22 protein-coding genes are annotated in these 20,994 nt (G+C 37.4%); 7 read left to right on the forward strand and 15 right to left on the reverse strand.

The window, feature by feature from the left end; all coding sequences use genetic code 11:
- The coding region (locus QS62_RS12065) for a GA-like domain-containing protein (protein WP_197496271.1) at positions 1 to 3,432 on the forward strand (3,432 nt) is incomplete at its 5' end.
- Between the two features lie 110 nt (positions 3,433 to 3,542).
- Here QS62_RS12065 and QS62_RS06325 read toward each other — a convergent pair.
- Complete coding sequence (locus QS62_RS06325; protein ID WP_066107566.1) at positions 3,543 to 4,121, reverse strand: Maf family protein; 579 nt, start codon at positions 4,119 to 4,121, stop codon at positions 3,543 to 3,545.
- Between the two features lie 102 nt (positions 4,122 to 4,223).
- Here QS62_RS06325 and QS62_RS06330 point away from each other — a divergent pair, with 102 nt between their 5' ends.
- Entirely contained in the window at positions 4,224 to 5,810 is a 1,587-nt protein-coding gene (locus QS62_RS06330; protein ID WP_066107569.1) for a DNA recombination protein RmuC, read from the forward strand.
- On the opposite strand, the gene QS62_RS06335 is transcribed toward QS62_RS06330, so the two are convergent.
- The 13 genes from QS62_RS06335 to QS62_RS06395 all read right to left on the reverse strand — a co-directional run bounded on the left by QS62_RS06335 (position 5,787) and on the right by QS62_RS06395 (position 17,198).
- Positions 5,787 to 6,590, reverse strand: a complete 804-nt coding sequence (locus QS62_RS06335) for an urease accessory protein UreD (protein ID WP_066107670.1) — start codon at positions 6,588 to 6,590, stop codon at positions 5,787 to 5,789. The two genes, QS62_RS06330 and QS62_RS06335, sit on opposite strands and share 24 nt — an antisense overlap.
- 5 nt (positions 6,591 to 6,595) lie before the next feature.
- A complete protein-coding gene (gene ureG, locus QS62_RS06340; RefSeq protein WP_066107572.1) occupies positions 6,596 to 7,231 on the reverse strand; it encodes an urease accessory protein UreG in 636 nt (211 codons plus the stop codon).
- Between the two features lie 15 nt (positions 7,232 to 7,246).
- On the reverse strand, positions 7,247 to 7,942 hold the full coding sequence (locus tag QS62_RS06345) for an urease accessory protein UreF (protein ID WP_066107575.1): 696 nt from the start codon (positions 7,940 to 7,942) through the stop codon (positions 7,247 to 7,249).
- A complete protein-coding gene (gene ureE / locus QS62_RS06350) occupies positions 7,927 to 8,463 on the reverse strand; it encodes an urease accessory protein UreE (protein ID WP_066107577.1) in 537 nt (178 codons plus the stop codon). Before ureE ends, QS62_RS06345 begins: the two co-directional genes overlap by 16 nt.
- A 13-nt stretch (positions 8,464 to 8,476) precedes the next feature.
- Positions 8,477 to 10,198 (reverse strand): urease subunit alpha, encoded by a 1,722-nt coding sequence (gene ureC, locus QS62_RS06355; protein WP_066107580.1) that lies wholly within the window; start codon positions 10,196 to 10,198, stop codon positions 8,477 to 8,479.
- 2 nt (positions 10,199 to 10,200) lie between these two features.
- Positions 10,201 to 10,512 (reverse strand): urease subunit beta, encoded by a 312-nt coding sequence (gene ureB / locus QS62_RS06360; protein WP_066107583.1) that lies wholly within the window; start codon positions 10,510 to 10,512, stop codon positions 10,201 to 10,203.
- Between the two features lie 13 nt (positions 10,513 to 10,525).
- Positions 10,526 to 10,828 (reverse strand): urease subunit gamma, encoded by a 303-nt coding sequence (gene ureA, locus QS62_RS06365; protein ID WP_066107586.1) that lies wholly within the window; start codon positions 10,826 to 10,828, stop codon positions 10,526 to 10,528.
- Positions 10,829 to 10,844: 16 nt separating this feature from the next.
- Positions 10,845 to 11,552: an urea ABC transporter ATP-binding subunit UrtE gene (gene urtE, locus QS62_RS06370; protein ID WP_066107589.1), complete on the reverse strand. Its 708-nt coding sequence runs from the start codon at positions 11,550 to 11,552 to the stop codon at positions 10,845 to 10,847.
- Between the two features lie 11 nt (positions 11,553 to 11,563).
- Positions 11,564 to 12,391 carry an urea ABC transporter ATP-binding protein UrtD gene (gene urtD, locus QS62_RS06375; protein WP_066107593.1) on the reverse strand — a complete coding sequence of 276 codons (828 nt, stop codon included), beginning with the start codon at positions 12,389 to 12,391 and terminating at the stop codon, positions 11,564 to 11,566.
- Complete coding sequence (urtC, locus tag QS62_RS06380; RefSeq protein ID WP_082966145.1) at positions 12,388 to 13,485, reverse strand: urea ABC transporter permease subunit UrtC; 1,098 nt, start codon at positions 13,483 to 13,485, stop codon at positions 12,388 to 12,390. Before urtC ends, urtD begins: the two co-directional genes overlap by 4 nt.
- Positions 13,482 to 15,110 (reverse strand): urea ABC transporter permease subunit UrtB, encoded by a 1,629-nt coding sequence (gene urtB / locus QS62_RS06385; protein WP_066107596.1) that lies wholly within the window; start codon positions 15,108 to 15,110, stop codon positions 13,482 to 13,484. The genes urtC and urtB overlap by 4 nt, the downstream gene beginning before the upstream one ends.
- A 102-nt stretch (positions 15,111 to 15,212) precedes the next feature.
- Positions 15,213 to 16,496 (reverse strand): urea ABC transporter substrate-binding protein, encoded by a 1,284-nt coding sequence (gene urtA / locus QS62_RS06390; protein WP_066107598.1) that lies wholly within the window; start codon positions 16,494 to 16,496, stop codon positions 15,213 to 15,215.
- Between the two features lie 294 nt (positions 16,497 to 16,790).
- Positions 16,791 to 17,198, reverse strand: coding sequence for a MerR family transcriptional regulator (locus QS62_RS06395; RefSeq protein WP_066107601.1), 408 nt, complete (start codon positions 17,196 to 17,198; stop codon positions 16,791 to 16,793).
- A 178-nt stretch (positions 17,199 to 17,376) separates the two neighbouring features.
- Between QS62_RS06395 and QS62_RS06400 the strand changes: the two genes are divergently transcribed.
- Genes QS62_RS06400 through QS62_RS06420 form a run of 5 tightly spaced genes read left to right on the forward strand, consistent with a single transcriptional unit; the run spans position 17,377 to position 20,421 of the window.
- On the forward strand, positions 17,377 to 18,063 hold the full coding sequence (locus QS62_RS06400) for a DUF4198 domain-containing protein (protein WP_066107604.1): 687 nt from the start codon (positions 17,377 to 17,379) through the stop codon (positions 18,061 to 18,063).
- The gene (locus QS62_RS06405; RefSeq protein WP_082966146.1) at positions 18,063 to 18,551 is read left to right on the forward strand and encodes a hypothetical protein; all 489 of its coding nucleotides are present in this window, start codon (positions 18,063 to 18,065) and stop codon (positions 18,549 to 18,551) included. Before QS62_RS06400 ends, QS62_RS06405 begins: the two co-directional genes overlap by 1 nt.
- A 5-nt stretch (positions 18,552 to 18,556) precedes the next feature.
- Positions 18,557 to 19,168 carry a cobalt transporter CbiM gene (cbiM, locus tag QS62_RS06410; RefSeq protein ID WP_066107610.1) on the forward strand — a complete coding sequence of 204 codons (612 nt, stop codon included), beginning with the start codon at positions 18,557 to 18,559 and terminating at the stop codon, positions 19,166 to 19,168.
- Positions 19,155 to 19,769: an energy-coupling factor transporter transmembrane component T family protein gene (locus tag QS62_RS06415; RefSeq protein WP_066107613.1), complete on the forward strand. Its 615-nt coding sequence runs from the start codon at positions 19,155 to 19,157 to the stop codon at positions 19,767 to 19,769. Before cbiM ends, QS62_RS06415 begins: the two co-directional genes overlap by 14 nt.
- Positions 19,770 to 19,785: 16 nt before the next feature.
- Positions 19,786 to 20,421, forward strand: a complete 636-nt coding sequence (locus QS62_RS06420; RefSeq protein ID WP_066107617.1) for an energy-coupling factor ABC transporter ATP-binding protein — start codon at positions 19,786 to 19,788, stop codon at positions 20,419 to 20,421.
- Between the two features lie 60 nt (positions 20,422 to 20,481).
- On the opposite strand, the gene QS62_RS06425 is transcribed toward QS62_RS06420, so the two are convergent.
- Positions 20,482 to 20,973: a hypothetical protein gene (locus QS62_RS06425; RefSeq protein ID WP_066107620.1), complete on the reverse strand. Its 492-nt coding sequence runs from the start codon at positions 20,971 to 20,973 to the stop codon at positions 20,482 to 20,484.
- Positions 20,974 to 20,994: the final 21 nt, after the last annotated feature.

Consider the following 20,994-nt stretch of genomic DNA (forward strand, 5'->3'; position numbering starts at 1 on the left):
ACAGGCGATGCGGCACCGACAACCGCACTACCGGAAGTTTCAGTAGACACAACAGCATTAGACAATGCAATTGAAGCGGCGAAGCAATCTGTTACTGAGGCAAATAATGCAATTAGCGGTGCGGATAAAGACGACAATGGTTTGATTACTCCGACAGAGAAGGCGGAGGTAACGAAAGCGATTGATGATGTTGATACGAAGAAAGAAGCTGCACAAGAGGAGTATGAGAAGATAAAAGCCGAACTCACGCCAGAGCAGCAAAGCGAATATCAAGCGAAGATAGATGCGATACAAGCGCCGGAAGATAAGGTTAATGTTAATGATCTAGATGCAGATGGTTATTCTGATAGTGTTGAGGATAGTGTTGGTTCAGATAAAAATAGCACTAGCTCAACGCCGAAAACTGTTGCGGAAGATTTATATAACCAAGCAAAAGCAGCTCTTAAAGATGCGGAGGACTTAAAAACTTCATTAGGTCCGAAATATAACTCTTCTGAGATTGATCAATTACAGGAGAAATTAGATCAACTGAATGAACTAAAAGAGCAAGCTTTATCGGTTACGCAGAATGTTCGTACAGATGATGGTAAGGATAAGTTAGAACAGGATATTAACGCTCTAGCCTTTACTCTTCCAGAAGTGAATGACTTAAAAGATTCTGTTTGGAGTGAAACAAATACTAGTAGATTACAAAATAAAGAGTATGGGAGAGTAGAACCAGAAACTATAGGTACTAGATTAGTTGATGAAACAGGAGTTGCATGGAGAGAGTTAGTTATTCCAGCAGCAAAAGTAGGAGTCAAAAATATAGATAATAATAATGCTATCGAAACATTACAGCCAATAAATGACTGGGTCTATACAGTGTATGAGAATACTCATGGAGGTCGAATTCGTTATAAGGTAGATAACGAGGGTAATCTTATTATTCAAATTGATGAAAATAAGGCGAAAGCTTTATTTGGAAATGATATGGAAACGCTTAAGTTATCAGCAAAAGATGGCACTGAGTTGAATTATTATTTGCTACTTAATGCAACACAAGCAGAAGCTAAATTTGCAGCTGCTTCAATCGAAGTTTCTGATAATGAAGGAATTTTTAACAATACTATTTCAGATTCACCTAATATTTCATCAACGGATGATACGCAATGGTCAAATATCGTGGTGAAATATAGAGGAACGCCGATAGATGGATCTTATATGAAACTGGTTATTGTTGATCAAGCTACGAATCAAGAAGTTTGGTCAGGAAATAAGGTAGTAACAGGTGGAACAAATGGCTTAGTGACCTTTAATGCAAGTAGCGTTACTTTAGAAGATGGGCATACTTATCTGTTAAAGGCTGCTGTGTCTGATGCAAGCGGTAATGTTGATGAAGAGGTAAATCCATTTATTTCATCAAGACCAATCACCATCGACACAACAGCACCAACATTAAATTATGAGTTAAAGGAAAATAGTGATGGAACGGCTTCTTTAGTGGTGAAACCTGTTGGTGAGAAAGTGTATTACTTAAGAGTTGAGGGTGATGGTACCAATAATGACATAATTAAACAGAGTGCTTCAAACAAAGGAGATTCATATAAAGATAATGGCTTAGTAAGCTCAATAGAGATAAAAGAAAGCGATCTAGCTAATAAAAATATCTTCTACTTTGTTGCAGATGAAGCGGGTAATAAGTATGAAATTCCAAAAGGGAATTTTGTTAAGTTACACCGTTTAACTAATGACTTAACTCCTGATATTGCACCAAATGCAAACACTTATTTATCTAGTGATAAAAATGGGCAAAGTAGTGATGGGGCAAGCCCATATAAAGCAACAAATAGTAATGATATTATTGTTATGATTCCTAGCTCTGACGATAAACAGGAATTCAGAGGCTCAATTAATTTTGATGAAGGTAGAGCTTCTGGTGATGGTAATCGTATATTGAATCTTAATACTGCTGATGGCGATGATACGATTTCTGCAACATATATGTATGGTAAGGTGAGCGTGGATACTGGTACTGGGAATGATACCTTTACCTTATCAAGAGGTATATATGGAGAAGGTGGTGATAGTAGTTATAGCGATCAAACTGTATCAATGGGAGAAGGTGATGATAAATTTGAGATCACTGGTACTACAGGGCGTAATGGCTCGATGGATTACTCTGCAACAAAAGTCAGTATGGGTAGCGGTAATGATATTGTAAGTGTCGGAGGAACAATATTCAGCTCAGATGTTGGCGGTCAGATACGTTCGGGTTATTTTGATTTAGGGCAAGGAGACGATATATTTAGTAGCGCTACTTTACGAGCTTGGAAACGTACAGCGTCAGGCAATTCTGGATCTAATGTATTAAACTTAGGTAAAGGACATGATCAAGTTACGATCAATGGCGATGTTGTGGGCGTAACATTAATAGCATCTCGTGATAGCAGTGATATTAGGATAACGGGAACAGTCGAAGATGGTGCAGTGTTCTATCTAGGTAATGGTAATGACGTAGTCACTATTGCAGAAGGTTATTCAATTGCTGATGTTAATGTTCGTAGTAGTTTTTATGGCGATTTAAGGGGCGCTAAAGAAAGAGTGGATTTATTAAAATCACATTTAACGAACCCAAACGCTAATTGGTATGATGGAATTCATTTTGTAAATTCAGAAAGTCAAATAGCCTCGGAAGAGAGTAATCCTGATGTAACAGCAGTGACATTCGGTGATAGACCAGTTATCCACTTAGGAAATGGTGATAATACTTTAGAAATATCTAAAGGTGTTTATTATGCGGATATATCTTCAGGTAATGGTAAGGATTTGATTAAATTGAGCGGTGCTGATGGTGCAGCTCAGATCCATAAACAAGATTATATCGTTGGTACCGCTATCGATACTGGCGCTGGTAACGATCGTATTGAACTAACTAATGTATTAGAGCGTTCAAATACAATTAATTCTGGTGATGGTAACGATGTGATTGTGGTTAAAGGTGTTGTGGGACGAGAAGCGAACACAATGTCTACTGAAACTACAATTAATGGAGGAGAAGGTATAGATGAATTAATTTGGGATAGCTCAAATTACACTTTTAACTATGGTAGTGGTAGTTCAGCAATGAAAGTAGATAATACTATCGAACAAATTCAGTTTAATGGTGATAATAATGTTGTCGCATTTAATTTTGATGGATTCAAGGAGGGTAATGCTTCTGTTCTTGTTTATGCAACTAATGAGGGAACAGGTAACAAGGTTAGATTAGCTACTGCGGATTGGACACCAAAATCTGGTCAGAATTATTTTGATGCTACTAACTATACTGCAACTGCTAGTGGCACAACCAAGGCAGATATTGGTGGTTTACAAAAATATGAATATTCAAAAAATGGAGTAACTGTTAATTTATATGTTGAAACAAGTGAAGTTAACGTGGAATGGTATTAAATAAGTACTAATATTAGTGTAACCATTCATTAAAACTTAACAAACCACCTTTTTAATCTATTGATTTTTAAGGTGGTTTTTTATTTTAATAAAAAATGAAGGATAAGAAATTAATTTTTAAATAAAGAAAAGTTAAATTGTTGTAACAACTCGGCAGTTTCAAATAATGGTAATCCCATTACGCCGCTATAACTACCGCTTAAATGGCTAATAAAAGCAGCGGCTAAACCCTGAATAGCATAAGCACCAGCTTTATCTAAAGGCTCACCTGTGGCAACATAATTTTTGATCTCAATGTCGGTAAGGGGTTTGAAAGTCACTTCACTGATTTGCAAATGTGATAGCAGTTGATCTTGGTTCGCAATTGCAATAGCCGTTAACACTTGATGTGTTTTCCCAGAAAGGGAATGTAACATCTCAATGGCGTGTTCGGCTGAGCTAGGTTTTCCAATAATGTGTTTATTGAATGCAATGCAAGTATCCGCAGTGAGTAATGGGTAGTGATTAGGATAACATTGCTGAATTTTTTGGTTTTTGTTGTTCGCCATTCTTAACACATAATCTTGTGCCTGCTCTTGTGGAAAGGGAGTTTCATCAATTTCGGCTTTTAAGACTTCTACTGATAAACCAAGCTGTTGTAATAGTTGTAAACGACGTGGGCTATTTGAGCCTAAATAAATCTTCTTCATAATGACTCCATAATGAAATTGGCGAATATTGTAATGATTAACCGATTTTTCACCAGCTTTTGTTATACTTAACGGCGATTTACTATAAGCAAAGGAAGTAAAATGGAAATTGGAGTTTATCTAGCGATAGCTGTTTTAGCAGCAATTTGTCTGGTCTTATTGATCGTCAATATACAACGTAAGAAAGCGGTAGAGTTTTTTCAGTCGCAATATCACAAAACCGCAGATGAATATAATGCCTTGTTGCAGAAAACAGAACGCTTAAATGAACAATATCAATTAACCTTGCAGGAAAAAATTCGCTTAAATGCGGAAAAGCAAGGAATTGAAGCGTTATTACAAGATAAAAATGTACAAAAACATAATGTCGATAATGAATTGCAGGTATTACAAAATAAGCAGCAGCAATTAGTGAGTGAAATGACCAATTTGCGTGAAAATTTTGGTCAAGTATCCGCAAAAGCAGAAAAGCTATTGCAAGATTTAAACTATACACAGCAACAAATTGGTAAGAAAGAGGAGCTGATTGCAGAATATCAACAACGGATTACCGATCTTTCTCAACAATTAGCAACATTAGAAACTAGCTTAACGCAAAAAGAGCAACACTTTGCCGAGCAAAAGCAGTTATTAGAAGATAATAAAAAACAGCTCACACTAGAATTTCAACAATTAGCCAATCAAATTTTAGAAGAGAAAAGCCGTAGTTTTTCACAAACAAATCAAAGCACCTTGGATAGTCTATTAAAGCCATTTAAAGAACAAATTGATGGCTTTCAAAAACGGGTAAATGAGGTTCATTCTGAAACCTTAAAAGGTAATGCTTCTTTAGAAGCGGAGCTGAAAAAGGTACTGGAAATTGGACTGAATATGTCGAAAGAGGCAAATAATCTTACTAATGCGTTAAAGGGGCAGAAAAAAGTATTAGGTAATTGGGGTGAAATGCAGTTAGAACGTGCATTGCAATCGGCGGGATTAGTAGCAAATGAGCATTATGTTACACAAGCACATTTTAAGGATAAAGAGGGTAATCATCGTTACCCAGATTTCTTAATTAAATTACCGGATGAACAACATATCGTGATTGATTGTAAGGTATCGTTAGTAGCTTATGAAAAGGCGGTGTCTGCAACTGATGACACCCAAATGAACTTGCATTTACAAGAACATATTCAAGCGATTAAACAACATATTAAATCATTATCCGAAAAAGATTATAGCCACTTAGACGGTATTCAAAGCCCTGATTTTGTGTTGATGTTTATTCCGATTGAACCTGCGTATATTGAAGCTCTAAAACAAGATCCAAATCTGTTTAATAGCGCTTATGAGAAAAATATTATTTTGGTTTCTTATACTACGTTAATGCCAATTTTACGTACGGTCGCTAATTTATGGCGTATTGAAAAAGGGAATCGTGAGGCACAAGAGATTAGTGAGAAAGCCGGCGATATTTATAATCAGGTTTGTCTTGTTGCCGAGCGTTTACAAAAATTGGGGAATAATCTTTCCAGCGTAATGAAACAATATAACGATACAGTAACCTCTTTTTCTGGACAGCGTGGTTTATTCGGTAAAGTAGAACGTTTTCAGGCATTATCAACAAAAACGAATAAAACATTACCGCAGCTAGAAAATTTAACTGCGGATCTTGATGTAAGTCGTTTAAATGATATTACCGGGGAATGAACAACAAAGTCGTTCTCCAATCTGTAAGAAAAATTTCTCTATGGTTTCGGCACGATGCCCTAAAACTCGAATAGTAAAGCCTCCATCATTTAATAATGAGAAACCAATCAACAGTTGTTGTTCGGTTGCGTAGCTTTGTTGTAATTCAGCTAATTGCTGTTTTAGTGTTAAGGTATCAGCAGCAAGATTGAGATAGACGAAGGTGCCTTGATGAGAAAAATCTTCCATTTGACTTAATGCCGTTAAATTCATTTTCGCAGGATGCCACTGGATACGATCGATGAGTAATGGGCGATCTTGGTGCGTAATCTTTAAATAAGAAGAGAATTGGCGAAAAGCGAAGCGCTCTTGATTTAATACACGTCCAATCGCGACAATTTCACCATAGATAAGTTGACTATTGTCCGCCATAGTGATGGTGGTGGTCTGTTTTAATGCGCTATCTTTATGTAAAACTAATGGGTGAGGTAAATAAAACAGACGGCTGTTTTTCGCTAAATGGAACTCACTATGTTGTTCAGCCCATTCATTCTCATTCATAGATTGGACACGTGTGAATGCTTGCGTAGTTAACGCAAGATCGGTATTTTCTGCCAGTCGCAATTGTATGAATAACTTATCGCCAGCTAATAAGCCCGGAGATGAACTCATTTGCACCGCTTTTAATTGATGTGTGCTCGGTAGTGTCATCAATTTAAATGGTGGTGATACAAAGTAGTCATCAATTTGGGTTGTGTTAGCTGCAGTAAGTTTAGTGGACAGAATGAGCTGACTTTGCATAATCATTATCTCACTAAGCTAGCAGGATCATCTTTTTGTTGCAGTAATGCATATTTCTCAATCCAGCCAATGACGCCATCTAAATGATGTTTTTTCATCAAATTGGTAAAAATAAATGGTTGTCCTTGACGCATACGGCGTGCATCACGCTCCATTACAGAAAGATCAGCACCTACATAAGGAGCCAAATCAATTTTATTGATTACTAATAGATCAGAACGAGTAATGCCCGGCCCACCTTTACGAGGAATTTTTTCACCTTGTGCAACATCAATGACAAAGATGGTAACGTCTGCTAAATCTGGACTAAAAGTTGCAGATAAATTATCACCACCTGATTCAATAAAGATAATTTCTACATCAGGAAAACGAGCAACCATTTCATCTACGGCTTCTAGATTCATTGACGCATCTTCACGAATGGCTGTATGTGGACAACCACCAGTTTCAACACCCATAATGCGTTCTGGTGGTAATAGACTATTTTGGGTGAGAAACTCCGCATCTTCTTGGGTATAAATATCGTTAGTAATTACAGCAACACTATACTTATCTGCCATTTCTCTAGTTAAGCATTCAATCAAAGCGGTTTTGCCTGAACCAACGGGGCCAGCAACGCCAATTTTAATATATTTGCGCATAATTCTTTTCCTTATTTAAGACATATATAAACGACTATAAAGTTGCTCATGCTGCATTGAACGAATATCGTTAGCAATGGTTGCAGCGCCTAACCATTCCGGATCAGGGTTTTCACTAACCTGCACAGCGTGTTGGATAGCCGGTCGTAATTCGACCAGAATATCTTGTCCATCCATTTGACTAAGAGGAATTAATTTCACCCCGTTAGTCACTGCACCAACGATAGTATTGTAATAAAACGCATACAGCATATCGCTTTTCGTTAATTGAGTAGCAGCGGCGATCATCCCGAAAACGATAGGATAAAAACCGCGGCACTGTTGTTGCTGAATTGCTTGTTGAAATTGTTGTAGTAACGGATGCTGTTCATAGCGGATAAAGATTTTTAATAAGCGAGTTCCTAATTTGAAACTGCCTTCTCTGCTTTCACGAGCAATTTTACTAGCGGCTAAAGTTTGATCTAAGTTGATTAACTTAGCAAAATCTTGCCGCTGCATTGCACTAAAGGCTAGTGAACAATAAGCACCATCGTTATAAACCCAATTTTGCTGTAACTGTGTAGCAACATATTCTAATAGGGTGGCTTTATCATAGACTTTGCGTTGTTGTACAAAAGTTTCCAATCCATTGGAATGGTTAAAACCCCCAATTGGCAAAGTTGGATCAACTAAATGTAGCAAGGTGCCAAGCTGTTCTAATGTTTGTGCCACTGTCCATCTCCATGGTGGTGATATCCTGCTGAATGACTATGTCCTTGTGCTGAATTTGCGCGTAGCGCTTGACTTAAACGACGCTGTTCTTGTTTTGGAGAGAACCCAGCAGCGGATAACCATTCAAACATAGGTTTATCATAAGGCAATAATACTTCGTCGCCATCTAAAAAGAGCGGTGAATGTTTATTGCCAATTTCATAACAAGCTCTGGCCATTTCAGGCAATGTTTTTGGTGATAACACAATGACATCCGAGGGTAAAATTTCAATGGCAATAACTAAGTCATCATTGATAAATACTACATCATTGTGTTGCAACCGTTGCCCTTCTTTTAACAAACGAAAGGCGATTTCTCGATTATTTCTACTGGTTTTGCGCAAGATATTGCGTTCACTTTCAAACCATTGTAATGGCACATAATCAATTTCTTGCTTGGTAATTTTGCCATTTTTAGTTAAGTCATCTAATTTGCCGAGAATTTGTTCCATAATCGGTAAAATAGGTGTGAGTATTTGCATAATTGTCCTCAACTTAGAATAAGAAATAACGTTGTGCTAGAGGGACTTTTTGTGCTGGTTCACAAGTAATATGTTGACCATTAACACGAACTTCATAACGTTCAGGATCCACTGTAATTTCTGGTGTTGCATTATTAAAGACCAGATCTTTTTTGCTGACATTACGGCAACCCTTAACGGCAAGTGTTGTTTTATGCAAACCTAATCGTTGTTTAAGCTGATTTTCAGCAGCAGCTTGAGAAATAAAGAGTACCGCACAATCGGCATTTGCTGATCCTTGCGCACCGAACATTGGACGATAGAACACTGGTTGCGGAGTTGGAATAGAAGCATTCGGATCGCCCATTTTGGCATAACTAATAAATCCCTTTTTGATTACGCATTCAGGTTTTACACCAAAGAAAGCTGGTTTCCATAATACGATATCAGCTAATTTACCAACCTCTAAAGAGCCAACATAATGTTGGATCCCATGGGCAATTGCTGGGTTAATCGTATATTTTGCGATATAGCGTTTAATACGAAGGTTATCAGAATCAATATCTTCTGGTAAGGCACCGCGTTGCGCTTTCATTTTATCGGCAGTTTGCCATGTGCGAATAATGACTTCACCCACTCGTCCCATTGCTTGTGAATCTGAACTCATAATGGAGAAAACACCCATATCGTGCAGAATATCTTCTGCGGCAATAGTTTCTGGACGAATACGACTATCGGCAAAAGCAACATCTTCAGGCACGCGTTTATCTAAATGGTGGCAAACCATTAACATATCGAGATGTTCATCAATAGTATTAATAGTAAATGGGCGCGTCGGATTAGTTGAGGCTGGTAATACATTTGGATACATCGCTGCTTTGATAATGTCAGGAGCGTGTCCGCCGCCAGCACCTTCGGTATGGAAAGTGTGAATTACTCGTCCATCAATTGCCTTCATCGTATCTTCTAAGAAACCATTTTCGTTGAGTGTATCGGTATGAATAGCAACTTGGACATCCATTTCATCAGCGACTGTTAATGAAGCATCAATAACTGCTTGAGTGGCACCCCAATCTTCGTGAATTTTTAAACCTAATGCTCCAGCACGGATTTGTTCTCTTAATGGTTCAAGGGTTGAGCAGTTACCTTTACCAAAAAAACCAATATTGACTGGTAATTCTTCAGCTGCTTTCAGCATTTTTTCAATATTCCACGCACCAGGTGTACAGGTGGTGGCATGAGTGCCATCCGCCGGGCCAGTTCCACCGCCAATCATTGTAGTGATACCGCTTTCAATGGCATGTTGTGCTTGTTGTGGGCAGATAAAATGAATGTGGGTGTCTATACCACCGGCAGTTGCGATAAGATGCGCACCATTATGAACTTCAGTACTTGCGCCGATAATCATATTAGGAGTGACATTATCCATTGTATCTGGATTACCAGCCTGACCAATGCCAACGATATACCCATCTCTAATACCAATATCTGCTTTAATAATGCCTAATTTTGCATCAATAATAATGACATTGGTGATTACTAAATCTAAAACGTTCGGATTCTCTCTCGTGATGGTACTTGATTGTGCCATCCCATCACGTACGCTTTTACCGCCGCCAAATTTACATTCATCGCCTTTAGTAAGCAAATCTTGTTCAATAGTCGCCCATAAATTGGTATCACCCAAACGCACTTTATCACCGACAGTAGGGCCATAAGTGGCAACATATTGTTGTCTTGTTATTGTTAATGCCATCTTTAATCCTCCAATTTGCCATCAACCAAATTATGAAAGCCGTAAATAATACGATTGCCGCCAAATGCGACTAATTCAACCTGTTTGGCTTCCCCGGGTTCAAAACGAACTGCGTTGCCTGAAGGTACATTTAGCCGCATACCATAAGCAAGTTTACGATCAAATTGCAAAGCATTATTGGTTTCATAAAAATGGTAATGTGAACCGACTTGGATTGGTCGATCGCCTGTATTCACAACATCTATGACCAGGGTTTTACGATTGGCATTGATGGTGATATCGCCTTGGGCAAGTTGATATTCTCCTGGAATCATAATTGCTCCTTAATTAGCGGATTGGGTTATGTACGGTAACCAATTTGGTGCCATCAGGAAAAGTGGCTTCAATTTGCACTTCATGCACCATTTCGGCTACACCTTCCATTACGTCATCATAAGTTAGTAAAGTAGCGCCATATTGCATCACTTCAGCTACTGTCATGCCATCTCGTGCTGCTTCTTGTAGATGACTGGCGATATAAGCGATTGCTTCAGGGTAGTTTAATTTTAAGCCTCTGGCTTTTCGTTTCGCTGCTAATTCGCCTGCGAGGAATAGCATAAGTTTTTCTTGTTCTCTTGATGTTAAGTGCATATTTTTAAGCCTCTTTTTAGACACTTAGATAAGTATTAATGAGTTCTGGAGTCAATTGTTGTCCGGTACCTTTAGCAACACAACGGCCTCGTTCGATCAAAACAAAGTGATCAGCCAAGCTATTAATAAGATGTAATTTTTGTTCGACGATAAGGACAGTTAAACCCCATTCGCGATTTAATTGACGAATGACTTTAGTAATATCATCAACGATATTAGGCTGTATGCCTTCTGTGGGTTCATCTAAAATTAGTAAACTTGGACTCATCACCAAGGCGCGTCCAATCGCTAATTGTTGCTGCTGGCCACCAGATAGATCGCCGCCACGACGATGTTTCATTTTATATAAAACAGGAAAGAGCTGATAGATAAAATCAGGTACTTTATTACTACGTGTTTTTTCGCGGTAATTATGTACAGGCAGACCAATTTTCAGATTTTCTTCTACGGTCAGTAATGGGAAAATTTGTCTCCCTTGCGGCACATAAGCGATCCCTTGATAAGCACGTTTTTCCGCTTTTGTAGCGAGTAAATCTTGTTGGTTATAACTTAATTCGTCTGCTTTAATCGCAACTTGTCCCATAATAGATTTTAATAATGTCGTTTTACCGACACCGTTTCGACCAATAATACAAGTGCATTGTTTTTCAGGTACGGTGAAACTGATGTTATGCAAAATATGACTCTGGCCATAGAATTGATTTAATTTTTCGACAACTAACATATTTCCTCCTATCAGCCTTGTCCTAAATAAACATCAATAACTTGTTGATTATTTTGTATTTCTGCTAGGCTGCCTTCGGCAAGTACAGAGCCTTGATGTAATACAGTGACTTTTCGTGCGATTTGGCGTACGAACTCCATATCATGTTCGACCACAACAATCGCTTGTTCACCAGCTAGACTAGTGAGTAATTCAGCGGTACGTTCGATTTCACCATGTGTCATACCGGTTACTGGTTCATCCACTAATAATAATTGTGGTTTTTGCATCAATAACATTCCGATCTCTAGCCACTGTTTTTGTCCATGAGATAACACGCCAGCGAGATAATCTCTGGTATGTGATAATCCAATGATTTGTAACACGTTATCTAAAAAGTCATTTTGTTCCGTATTCAGTTTTCGCGCTTTGCCAAAATAAGTCGCAAAAACACTTTTACTGCCATAAATAGCTAGTGAAAGATTGTCATAAACTGTCAGAGATTCAAAAACGGTTGGTTTTTGAAATTTCCGTCCAATACCTGCACAAGCAATTTCAGCCTCTGTCATTTCTAAGAGATTAGTATATTGACCGAGATAAACAGAACCTTCATCTGGGCGTGTTTTGCCGGTGATAATGTCCATCATAGTGGTTTTTCCAGCGCCGTTAGGGCCGATAATGCAGCGCAACTCACCTTTATCGATAGTTAGATTTAAATTATTGATTGCTTTAAAACCATCGAAGCTGACAGAAACGGAATCTAAATACAGAATAATATTTTTTGGAATATCTTTGTTAGCAAACCGTTTTTGTGGTGCGGAAGAACGAAATAATGCTTTTAAATTGTGGTCAAGTTTCATACGGCCTCCAACTGTTTTGTTTTATTTTTGCGTTGTTGGATTAAACCGGCTAACCCCTGTTTTAAGAAAATGGTTACTAGGATAAATAAAGCGCCGAGCATAAATAACCAAATTTCAGGGAAAGCGACGGTGAGTAGGCTTTTGGTGTAGTTGACTACGAAAGCACCAATAATGGCGCCGTATAGCGTAGAACGCCCACCTAAAGCAACCCAAATAATGATTTCGATAGAGTTGATGGGATCAAATTCGCTTGGATTAATAATACCAACTTGTGGCACATATAAAGCACCAGCTAAGCCGGCAATCATGGCAGAAAGTACAAAAACAATTAATTTAATATTTTCAACTTTAAAGCCAACAAATCTGGTACGCATTTCTGCATCACGAACGGCAATGACTAATTTACCTAAACGGGATTGGATAATACTGCGTAAGAAAGCGTAAGTAGCCAAAACAGCGATCGCGGTTAAAGCAAATAAGGCAACGCGCACATGATCAGCTTGTAATGAGAAACCAAGGATCTCTTTAAAATTGGTTAAGCCATTATTACCGCCGAACCCCATTTCGTTACGATAAAAAGCCAAAGAGAGGGCAAAGGTAACTGCTTGCGTAATAATGGATAGATAAACTCCAGAAACTCGCGAATGGAAACAGAACCAACCAAATACAAATGCAAGAATGCCAGGAATTAATAACGGCATAAAGACTAACCAGAATGCGGAGTCACTGCCTTGCCAAAACCATGGTAAGTGATCCCAATTGAGAAAGACCATAAATTCTGGAAGCTGGTGATTGGCCTCTCTTGTGAGATACATTCCCATTGCATAACCGCCTAACGCAAAAAATGCACCTTGACCCAAGCTGAGAATACCTAAGTAACCCCAACAGAGATCAATGGATAAAGCGAGTAACGCATACGCGAAATATTTACCAAGTAAGGTGACACTATAAGTAGAAACATGAAATAGATTATCACTCGGTAATACTAGATTGCCTAAAGGTACTAGAATTAATAATGCAACGATAAAACCAATAGTACATTTTCCTAAAAAAGGTTCGTTGCGGAAAAAACTTAAAAAGATGGAGTTTCTCATTCTGCTGCTCTCCCTTTTTGTGGGAATAATCCACGAGGATATTTTTGAATAAATAAGATAATCAGTACTAGAACGAGGGCTTTCGCTAATACGGCACCAAATGCTGGTTCAAGGAATTTATTGAGAATACCTAGACCTAAACCTGAAAAGAATGTACCCCAGAGATTACCAACGCCACCGATAACAACGACCATAAAGGAATCGACAATATATTGTTGTCCTAAATTTGGACCGACGTTAGTAAGTTGCGACAAAGCAACACCAGCTAATCCTGCGATACCAGCGCCTAGACCAAAGGTCAAAATATCGACTTTGCGATCGTTAATTCCCATTGCTCTTGCCATCGCTCGGTTTTGTGAAATCGCACCGACTTCTAAACCTAGACGTGTTCGTTTCATAATGAGTAATAGCACGACAAAGCAGACTAAACAGAATGCAAAGATATAGACGCGATTTAACGTGATAGAAAGATTAGGCATAATGATCCATTCACCTTGCATAAATTCAGGTGTTTGCACTAAGCGATTTAACGGAGAAAAAATAGTTCGTACTGCTTGTTGTAAAATTAAGCTGACACCAAAGGTGGCAAGCAGTGTTTCTAATGGTCTGCCGTAAAGATGACGAACGACTAATACTTCAATCAATATGCCAACGAATGCACTAACTAAAAATGCGGCAGGCAATGCCACAAAAATAGAAGCGGTAATATGATTCGGCATTAACTGTTGCACAACATAAGTAGTGTAAGCACCAATCATCATTAGCTCGCCATGCGCCATATTGATTACCCCCATTACACCAAAGGTAATGGCTAGACCGATTGCAGTGAGAATCAAAACTGAACCTAAGCTTAAACCATAGCTGACAGTTTGCACGCCATCAGCAATAAGTAATTTATTTTTAATTTTATTAATCGCTTTTTCAGCTTGCTGTTTTAGATTATCTGTTGGCGCATTTGCTGCGTAATTTTCTAATAAATTAAGATTTTCTGGTAAAGCATTTTCTCCCAATACAGCGAGAGCAGCACTATGACGACTAGTGTCCGCTTGACTTAAATCTATGCGGGCGAGGAAGAGATGCATTAAAGATTGAATTTGTGCATCTTTTTCTTTTGGTAATGCTGTTTTGACATTATCGAGTTGCGCAAGATCGTTTGCTGACAAAATTTGTTGTATTGCCTGTAATCTTTGCGCTTTATTACCATTGAGCAATTGATATTGTGCTTGGTAATTGCGTAATAACATACGGATTTTATTATTGATGATTACGCGTTTTGCATCGTTAGGTAATGCAGTTAAAGTTTGCGCCTGTAAAATTTGTTGATATTGTTCAGAACCTTTACTCGCTTCCTTTATATAGTAGTCTTGTGCATTGATTGATAAGCGGCCATCTAATAATGCGGATAATAATTGATATGCAGCCGGACTTTGTAATGTCGTTAACTGTGTTACAGCTTGTTGCTTTTTACTAAAATTATTACCTAATAAAGCTGGAATTTGCTGTTGTAAAATGGTTTGTTCATCACTTGTTGTTTCTGCGTGAGCAACATTTATAGAAACTAAGAATAAACTACAAAACAGTAAAATAAACCAACGAATAAAAGGTTGGAAAAAAACGGCTTTCATTGGTGTCAGTTCCTTATTCTTATAGGATTAAATTCAATGAATATCGCCTATTTATGACGGTTGGATATTGGTGATAAATAGGCGATAACGACTGTTAAGAACTTATTTTATTTTGGTACAAGTCTTCTTCACTTTATCGTAAGCACCGCAGTTAATTGGCGCTGTCCAATCAGCAATTAAGTTTTTAGATTCAGGTAAATAAGGTGACCAAGCTTCGCCGTTAACAAGATCAGTTTGTTCTACGATGGCGAATTGACCATCATCTTGGATTTCACCAATTAATACTGGTTTAGAAATGTTGTGGCTTGGTAACATTTTCGCAGTACCGCCGCTTAAGTTTGGTACTTCAATACCAACAAGGGCTTTTTCTACTGCGTCAGGATCAGTAGTACCAGCTTTTTCTACCGCTTTTACCCACATATTGAAACCAATATAAGTTGCTTCCATTGGGTCGTTAGTAACCGCTTTATTGTCTTTTTTATAAGCTTTCCATTCTGCAATGAATTTTTTATTTTCCGGTGTATCGACACTTTCAAAATAGTTCCATGCAGCTAGATGACCAACGAGAGGTTTGGTGTCCACTCCTAATAACTCTTGTTCACCGACTGAGAAAGCAATCACTGGAAGTTGTTCAGGAGTAACACTTTGGTTTGCTAACTCTTTGTAGAATGGTACGTTAGCATCACCATTAATGGTGGAGATAACGGCAGTTTTTTTGCCTTCGCTCGCGAATTTTTTCACATCAGCAACAATTGATTGCCAATCAGAAAAACCAAATGGTGTGTAGTTGACCATAATGTCTTTTTTATCAATACCTTTACTTAATAAATAGGCTTCAAGTAGTTTATTGGTTGTACGTGGATAAACGTAGTCAGTACCTAATAATGCAAAGCGTTTCACACCTTGTTCAAGTAAGTAGTTGACTGCTGGAATAGCTTGTTGGTTAGGTGTTGCACCTGTATAGAAAATATTTTTAGAGGACTCCTGTCCTTCCCATTGTACAGGGTAGAATAAAATGCCATTTAATTCTTCATAAACTGGTAATACAGATTTTCTTGAAACTGATGTCCAGCAGCCGAACGTAACAGCAACTTTATCTTTGGCTAACAATTCTCGTGCTTTTTCTGCAAAAAGTGGCCAGTTTGAAGCAGGATCAACAACAACAGGTTCTAGTTTTTTACCTAATAGACCACCTTTTTTATTTTGTTCATCAATTAACATCAATACGGTGTCTTTTAGTGCTGATTCAGAAATTGCCATACTGCCTGACAATGAGTGTAATACACCGACCTTGATGGTGTCGTCACTTGCCATTGTTGTATGGGAGAGTGATAGCGACAGTAAAGCGCTCCCTATTAAGGTTTTTAACCAAGGTGATTTTTTCATTTTATTCTCCTACATGGATCTATTGTGTTTGCAAATTATTGTTATCTTTTTGCTGATTATTTGAACAAATAACCAGTGAAATTTAGTTTATGATCATATCTAACAAATATCAATATTTTTTAAATATTTTTCATTTTTTAGATCTAAAAATTATATATTATATAATTTAGTTTATTTTTTAATGAAATTTATCTGTTTTTATGTTTTGGAGTAATGTGGTGTTAAATTAGATAAGTAATTGAAATAAATTACTTTTTTTGAAGTGATGAAGGGTGGTATTCAATCCTGAAGATACTATTTCAGGATTGAGAAATTGAAGAAATGTTGTGGTAATAGGTTTTGGATCATATCTGGATTATCGCTTTTGAGTTCATGTTTTAGTTTTAGCAACTCCATACGCAAATGTTCTAATTGATGAATGCGTTCTGCAATGGCTTTGATATGTTTATCTAGTAACGCATTTATCTGCTGCGAAGGATTTTTTGAATTATGGTGGAGATTTAAGAGAATTTTTATCTCATTTAGCTGCAGATCAAGGCTGCGACAATAGCAGATAAAAGCTAATCTCGTTAAATGTTGTTCATTGTAGTAACGGAAGTTGTTGCTAGTGCGTTTGACTTCGGGTAATAAGCCTTGCTTTTCATAAAATCTTATTGCTTCAACACTACAGCCAGTTGCTTTGGCTAATTCACCTATCTTCATCTTATTCAAGTTATAACAAAAGTAATGAGTTTTTAAATACTATCTAATAATTAATCCATTTTTCAAACTATTTTTTAATAAATTGAATTTTTAATTAAATTTTTATGAAAAAATGATTGACTCTGAAGTTACTTCATACTTTATGCTTAAATGGAATGAATGTTTAAGGAGAAGAAGTATGAAAAAAGGTATTGTGTTTTTAATCACCACTTTAACGGCAGTATTTGCTAATGCACATAATGTTTGGATAGAGCCGGTTGATAGTGCAAAACATGAATATGTTGTGAAATTTGGTCATCAGGAAACAGAAGGTTATCCGGCTAAAAAATTGGAAGAGGTGGCAGCGGTAGATTCGAGTGGTGCGATAAAACCAGTAGCAGTGACTTTTTCTCAGCAGCATGAAGCTCACTTTACTTTAGCAACAGGTGATATTGTCTTTTTAAAATTTAATAACGGCGTTTGGTCAAAATTACCGAATGGTCGATATGTCGAAAAGACTAAAGCAGAGGAACCAACAGCGGTATTAAGTATGAATCCGGTGAAATATGGTAAAGCGATTCTTAATTGGGGAGAACAAGCATTCAAACCGCATCAACAACCATATGAATTAGTGCCGCTTGAACAACCGAAAGCAGGTAAACCAGTTTCTATTCTTGTGTTGCATCAAGGTAAGCCAGTAGCGGGAATAAAAGTTGGTGAGGGTGAAGATAAACCATTTAACTTGACGAATGAAAAAGGTATTGCCACTTTCCAAGTTAAAGCAGGAGAAAATCGGATTTGGGCAGAATTTGATGAAAAAGTGGATAACAATGCAGATTATGATAGTCGCAGTATTGAGTATTTATTAACTTTTAATGTGAAATGATGATGAGATTAAAAGCTTTAGTAATGATGATAGGGCTGTTAGCCAGCCCTATGTTATGGGCGCATAGTTTGCATGTTATTGCACAATATGACGGTAATATAGTCAGTGGTAAGGCGTATTACTCGGATCTTACTCCTGCGGAACAGACGTATTTAGCTATATTCCAGAATGAGGATACGCAACCAACCATAGAAGGGATAACGGATAAACAAGGAAGATTTAGTTATCCTTTAGCTAATGGACAAAACATTAAGGTGGTTGTTGAAGGAGAGGAAGGACACAAAGCGACCACTATTGCTGATCGTATTACGTTGCAAGGTCAGGACAAGAATGAGATCGCTTTGATTAGAGAAGATATTGCAGCGTTAAAAGATAAGATTTATTTCCGAGATATATTGGGTGGTATCGGCTACATTTTTGGTATCCTCGGAGGTATTTCATTGTGGTATTCCTACCGCTTACGGAAGTTGTTGATGAATAAGAGGTAAAGGCAATGCATTTATCAGAAGGCGTATTGCACACTCCTACTTTAATTGCAGGTTATGTGATTGCTATTGTAGGGATGACGATTGGATTGAAAAAAATTGAAGGACAAAAATTACCTTTAGTAGCCTTATTTGCAGCAGCATTTTTTGTCGCTGGAACGATTCATATTCCAGTTGGTGTGGGCAGTGTACATCTTATTTTGAATGGGATTGCAGGTCTGTTTTTAGGATGGGCAGTCTTTCCAGCCTTTTTGATTGCATTAGTATTGCAATTGTTACTCTTTTCATTCGGTGGATTTAGTGTGCTGGGAGTTAATTTATGTATTATGGCGTTACCGGCAGTGGCAGTGCATTACTTACTCAAACCTTATTTTATAGAAAATGCGACCAATAAAAGATTGGGGATTATTGGCGGATTATCAGGGGTTATTGGTGTTGGCGGTGCTGCAATGTTGGCATCGTTAGTATTAGCACTGGATGGTGGGGCAACTTACTTACATTTAATTGGTTTGTTGTTGATTTCTCATCTTCCTGTATTCGTTGTTGATAGCTTAATTAGTATTAGTATTTTGACGCTATTAGTAAAAATGCGAGCTTCTATTTATCATGAAACTGTCTAATTGTTTTGCTATTCACTATCGTTTGATTTATATCACGCTATGGGGTTTTTTAATCAGTAGTTTTTACCAAGTTAAACTATTGGTGGCGTTAAATGGTGTGATGATGTTGTTGATAATGCTGCAAATTGCATTATTGCACCAATCATATCGCGCTTATGGAAAAAAATGGCTGAAATATCATATTTTCACTTTATTGTTGTTTATGACGTTGAGTATACAAATTGATCATGCAGGCATCAGTATTGGAACTCAACATTGGCAATTGGCAATGATATTGGCTTTACGCATTAATTTATTGGTCATTTCTCTTTGGATAGCCTTTATGAATGTATCAGAACAGCAGCTTTTGCAAGCAATAATGCGTTTGCCGTTACCTGAAAAATTACAACAGCTCTTTATTTTGACAATTCGTTATATTGCGGTATTAAGTGAATTAAACCACACCATGGGATTAGCGATGAAGGCGAGAGGTTTTCAAGCAAAATGCGAACGGCGCTCTTTTTATGTTTTCTCTCAGCGTATTGTCTTGTTGTTAATTCATGCGTTGAATAAAGTGGAAAAGAGTCAGATGGCGTTAAAAGCACGAGGGTTTAAGTTTTAATTAATTATTTGAGTCAATGAATATCTTATCAGTACAACAACTTTGTATTGCCATTCAAGGACGGATGGTCATCAAAAATATCTCATTTGCATTGAATGATCAGCAGCGATTATTTCTCTTAGGTGAAATTGGAGCGGGTAAATCAACTTTATTGCATAGTTTGTTAGGGTTTGTGCCAATTCAGAATGGTCAAATTAAGTGGTTTGATAAAGTTTGTGTGACAGAGGCTGATTTCCAAGCTTTAAGAGGCGGAACGATCGGACTTTGTTTTCAAAATGCTGAAGACCAGCTTTTTGGGCCAACTGTGCTGGATGATGTTGCTTTTGGGCCATTGAATCAAGGTTTATCCAGAGAAGCTGCTTATACACAAGCAGAACAGCAATTATTGGCTTTAGATATTATTAAACTTAAAGATCGTGCGATAAATGCGACTTCTGGTGGTGAAAAAACCTTTATTGCTTTAGCAGGTGTATTGGCAATGGAACCAAAAGTATTGTTATTAGATGAACCAACTAACGGATTGGATAGTAAAAATAAAGATAAGTTGATCAATCTGCTGCAAGAGTTGCAATTACCAATGATTATTGCCTCTCACGACCAACATTTTGTTAGGAGATTAGCTGATACTACGGTCTATTTAGGCGAGAAATAAAGTTAGGGTAATGGATTCTCTTGCCCTAGGAAAAGTAGGGCAAGAGTATGATCAGAAGGATTATTTACTTTCTGTTTTTTTCGCAGCGTCATCAACTTGTTTTTGTAGATCAGCAAGTGCTTTTTCTGCGTCACCTAAAGTTTGGGTTGTTTTAGCTTGTAATTCGCTATAAGCCTTGATTTCGTCTGCTGATGGTTGATGGCTAGTTAAATCGGATGATTTTTTCATTAAATCAACAAAGAGTTTCAATCCATCATTATATTTTGCTTGTACTGCTTTTGCTTCTTCAGTATTCATTTTTAAATCATTAATTGATTTAATCACTACTTGATAGTTATCAATAATAGTGTTGTAAGCTTTTACTTTATCTTCATTAGTTTGTGCGGATTCAAGTTGTTGAATTAAATTTGCTCCATTCTCTTGTTTTAATGAAGTATCAAGCGTATGGCGCAATGAATCAACATCCGCTTTTAAATCAGCTGCTTTGTCACCACAAGCTGCTAAAAATAGTGTGAATAATCCAATCAGAAAAAAATTCTTTAACTGTTGCATAAATTTATCCTTAAATGAGTA

The organism is Gallibacterium salpingitidis (genome assembly GCF_001678495.1).
Classification (GTDB): domain Bacteria; phylum Pseudomonadota; class Gammaproteobacteria; order Enterobacterales; family Pasteurellaceae; genus Gallibacterium; species Gallibacterium salpingitidis.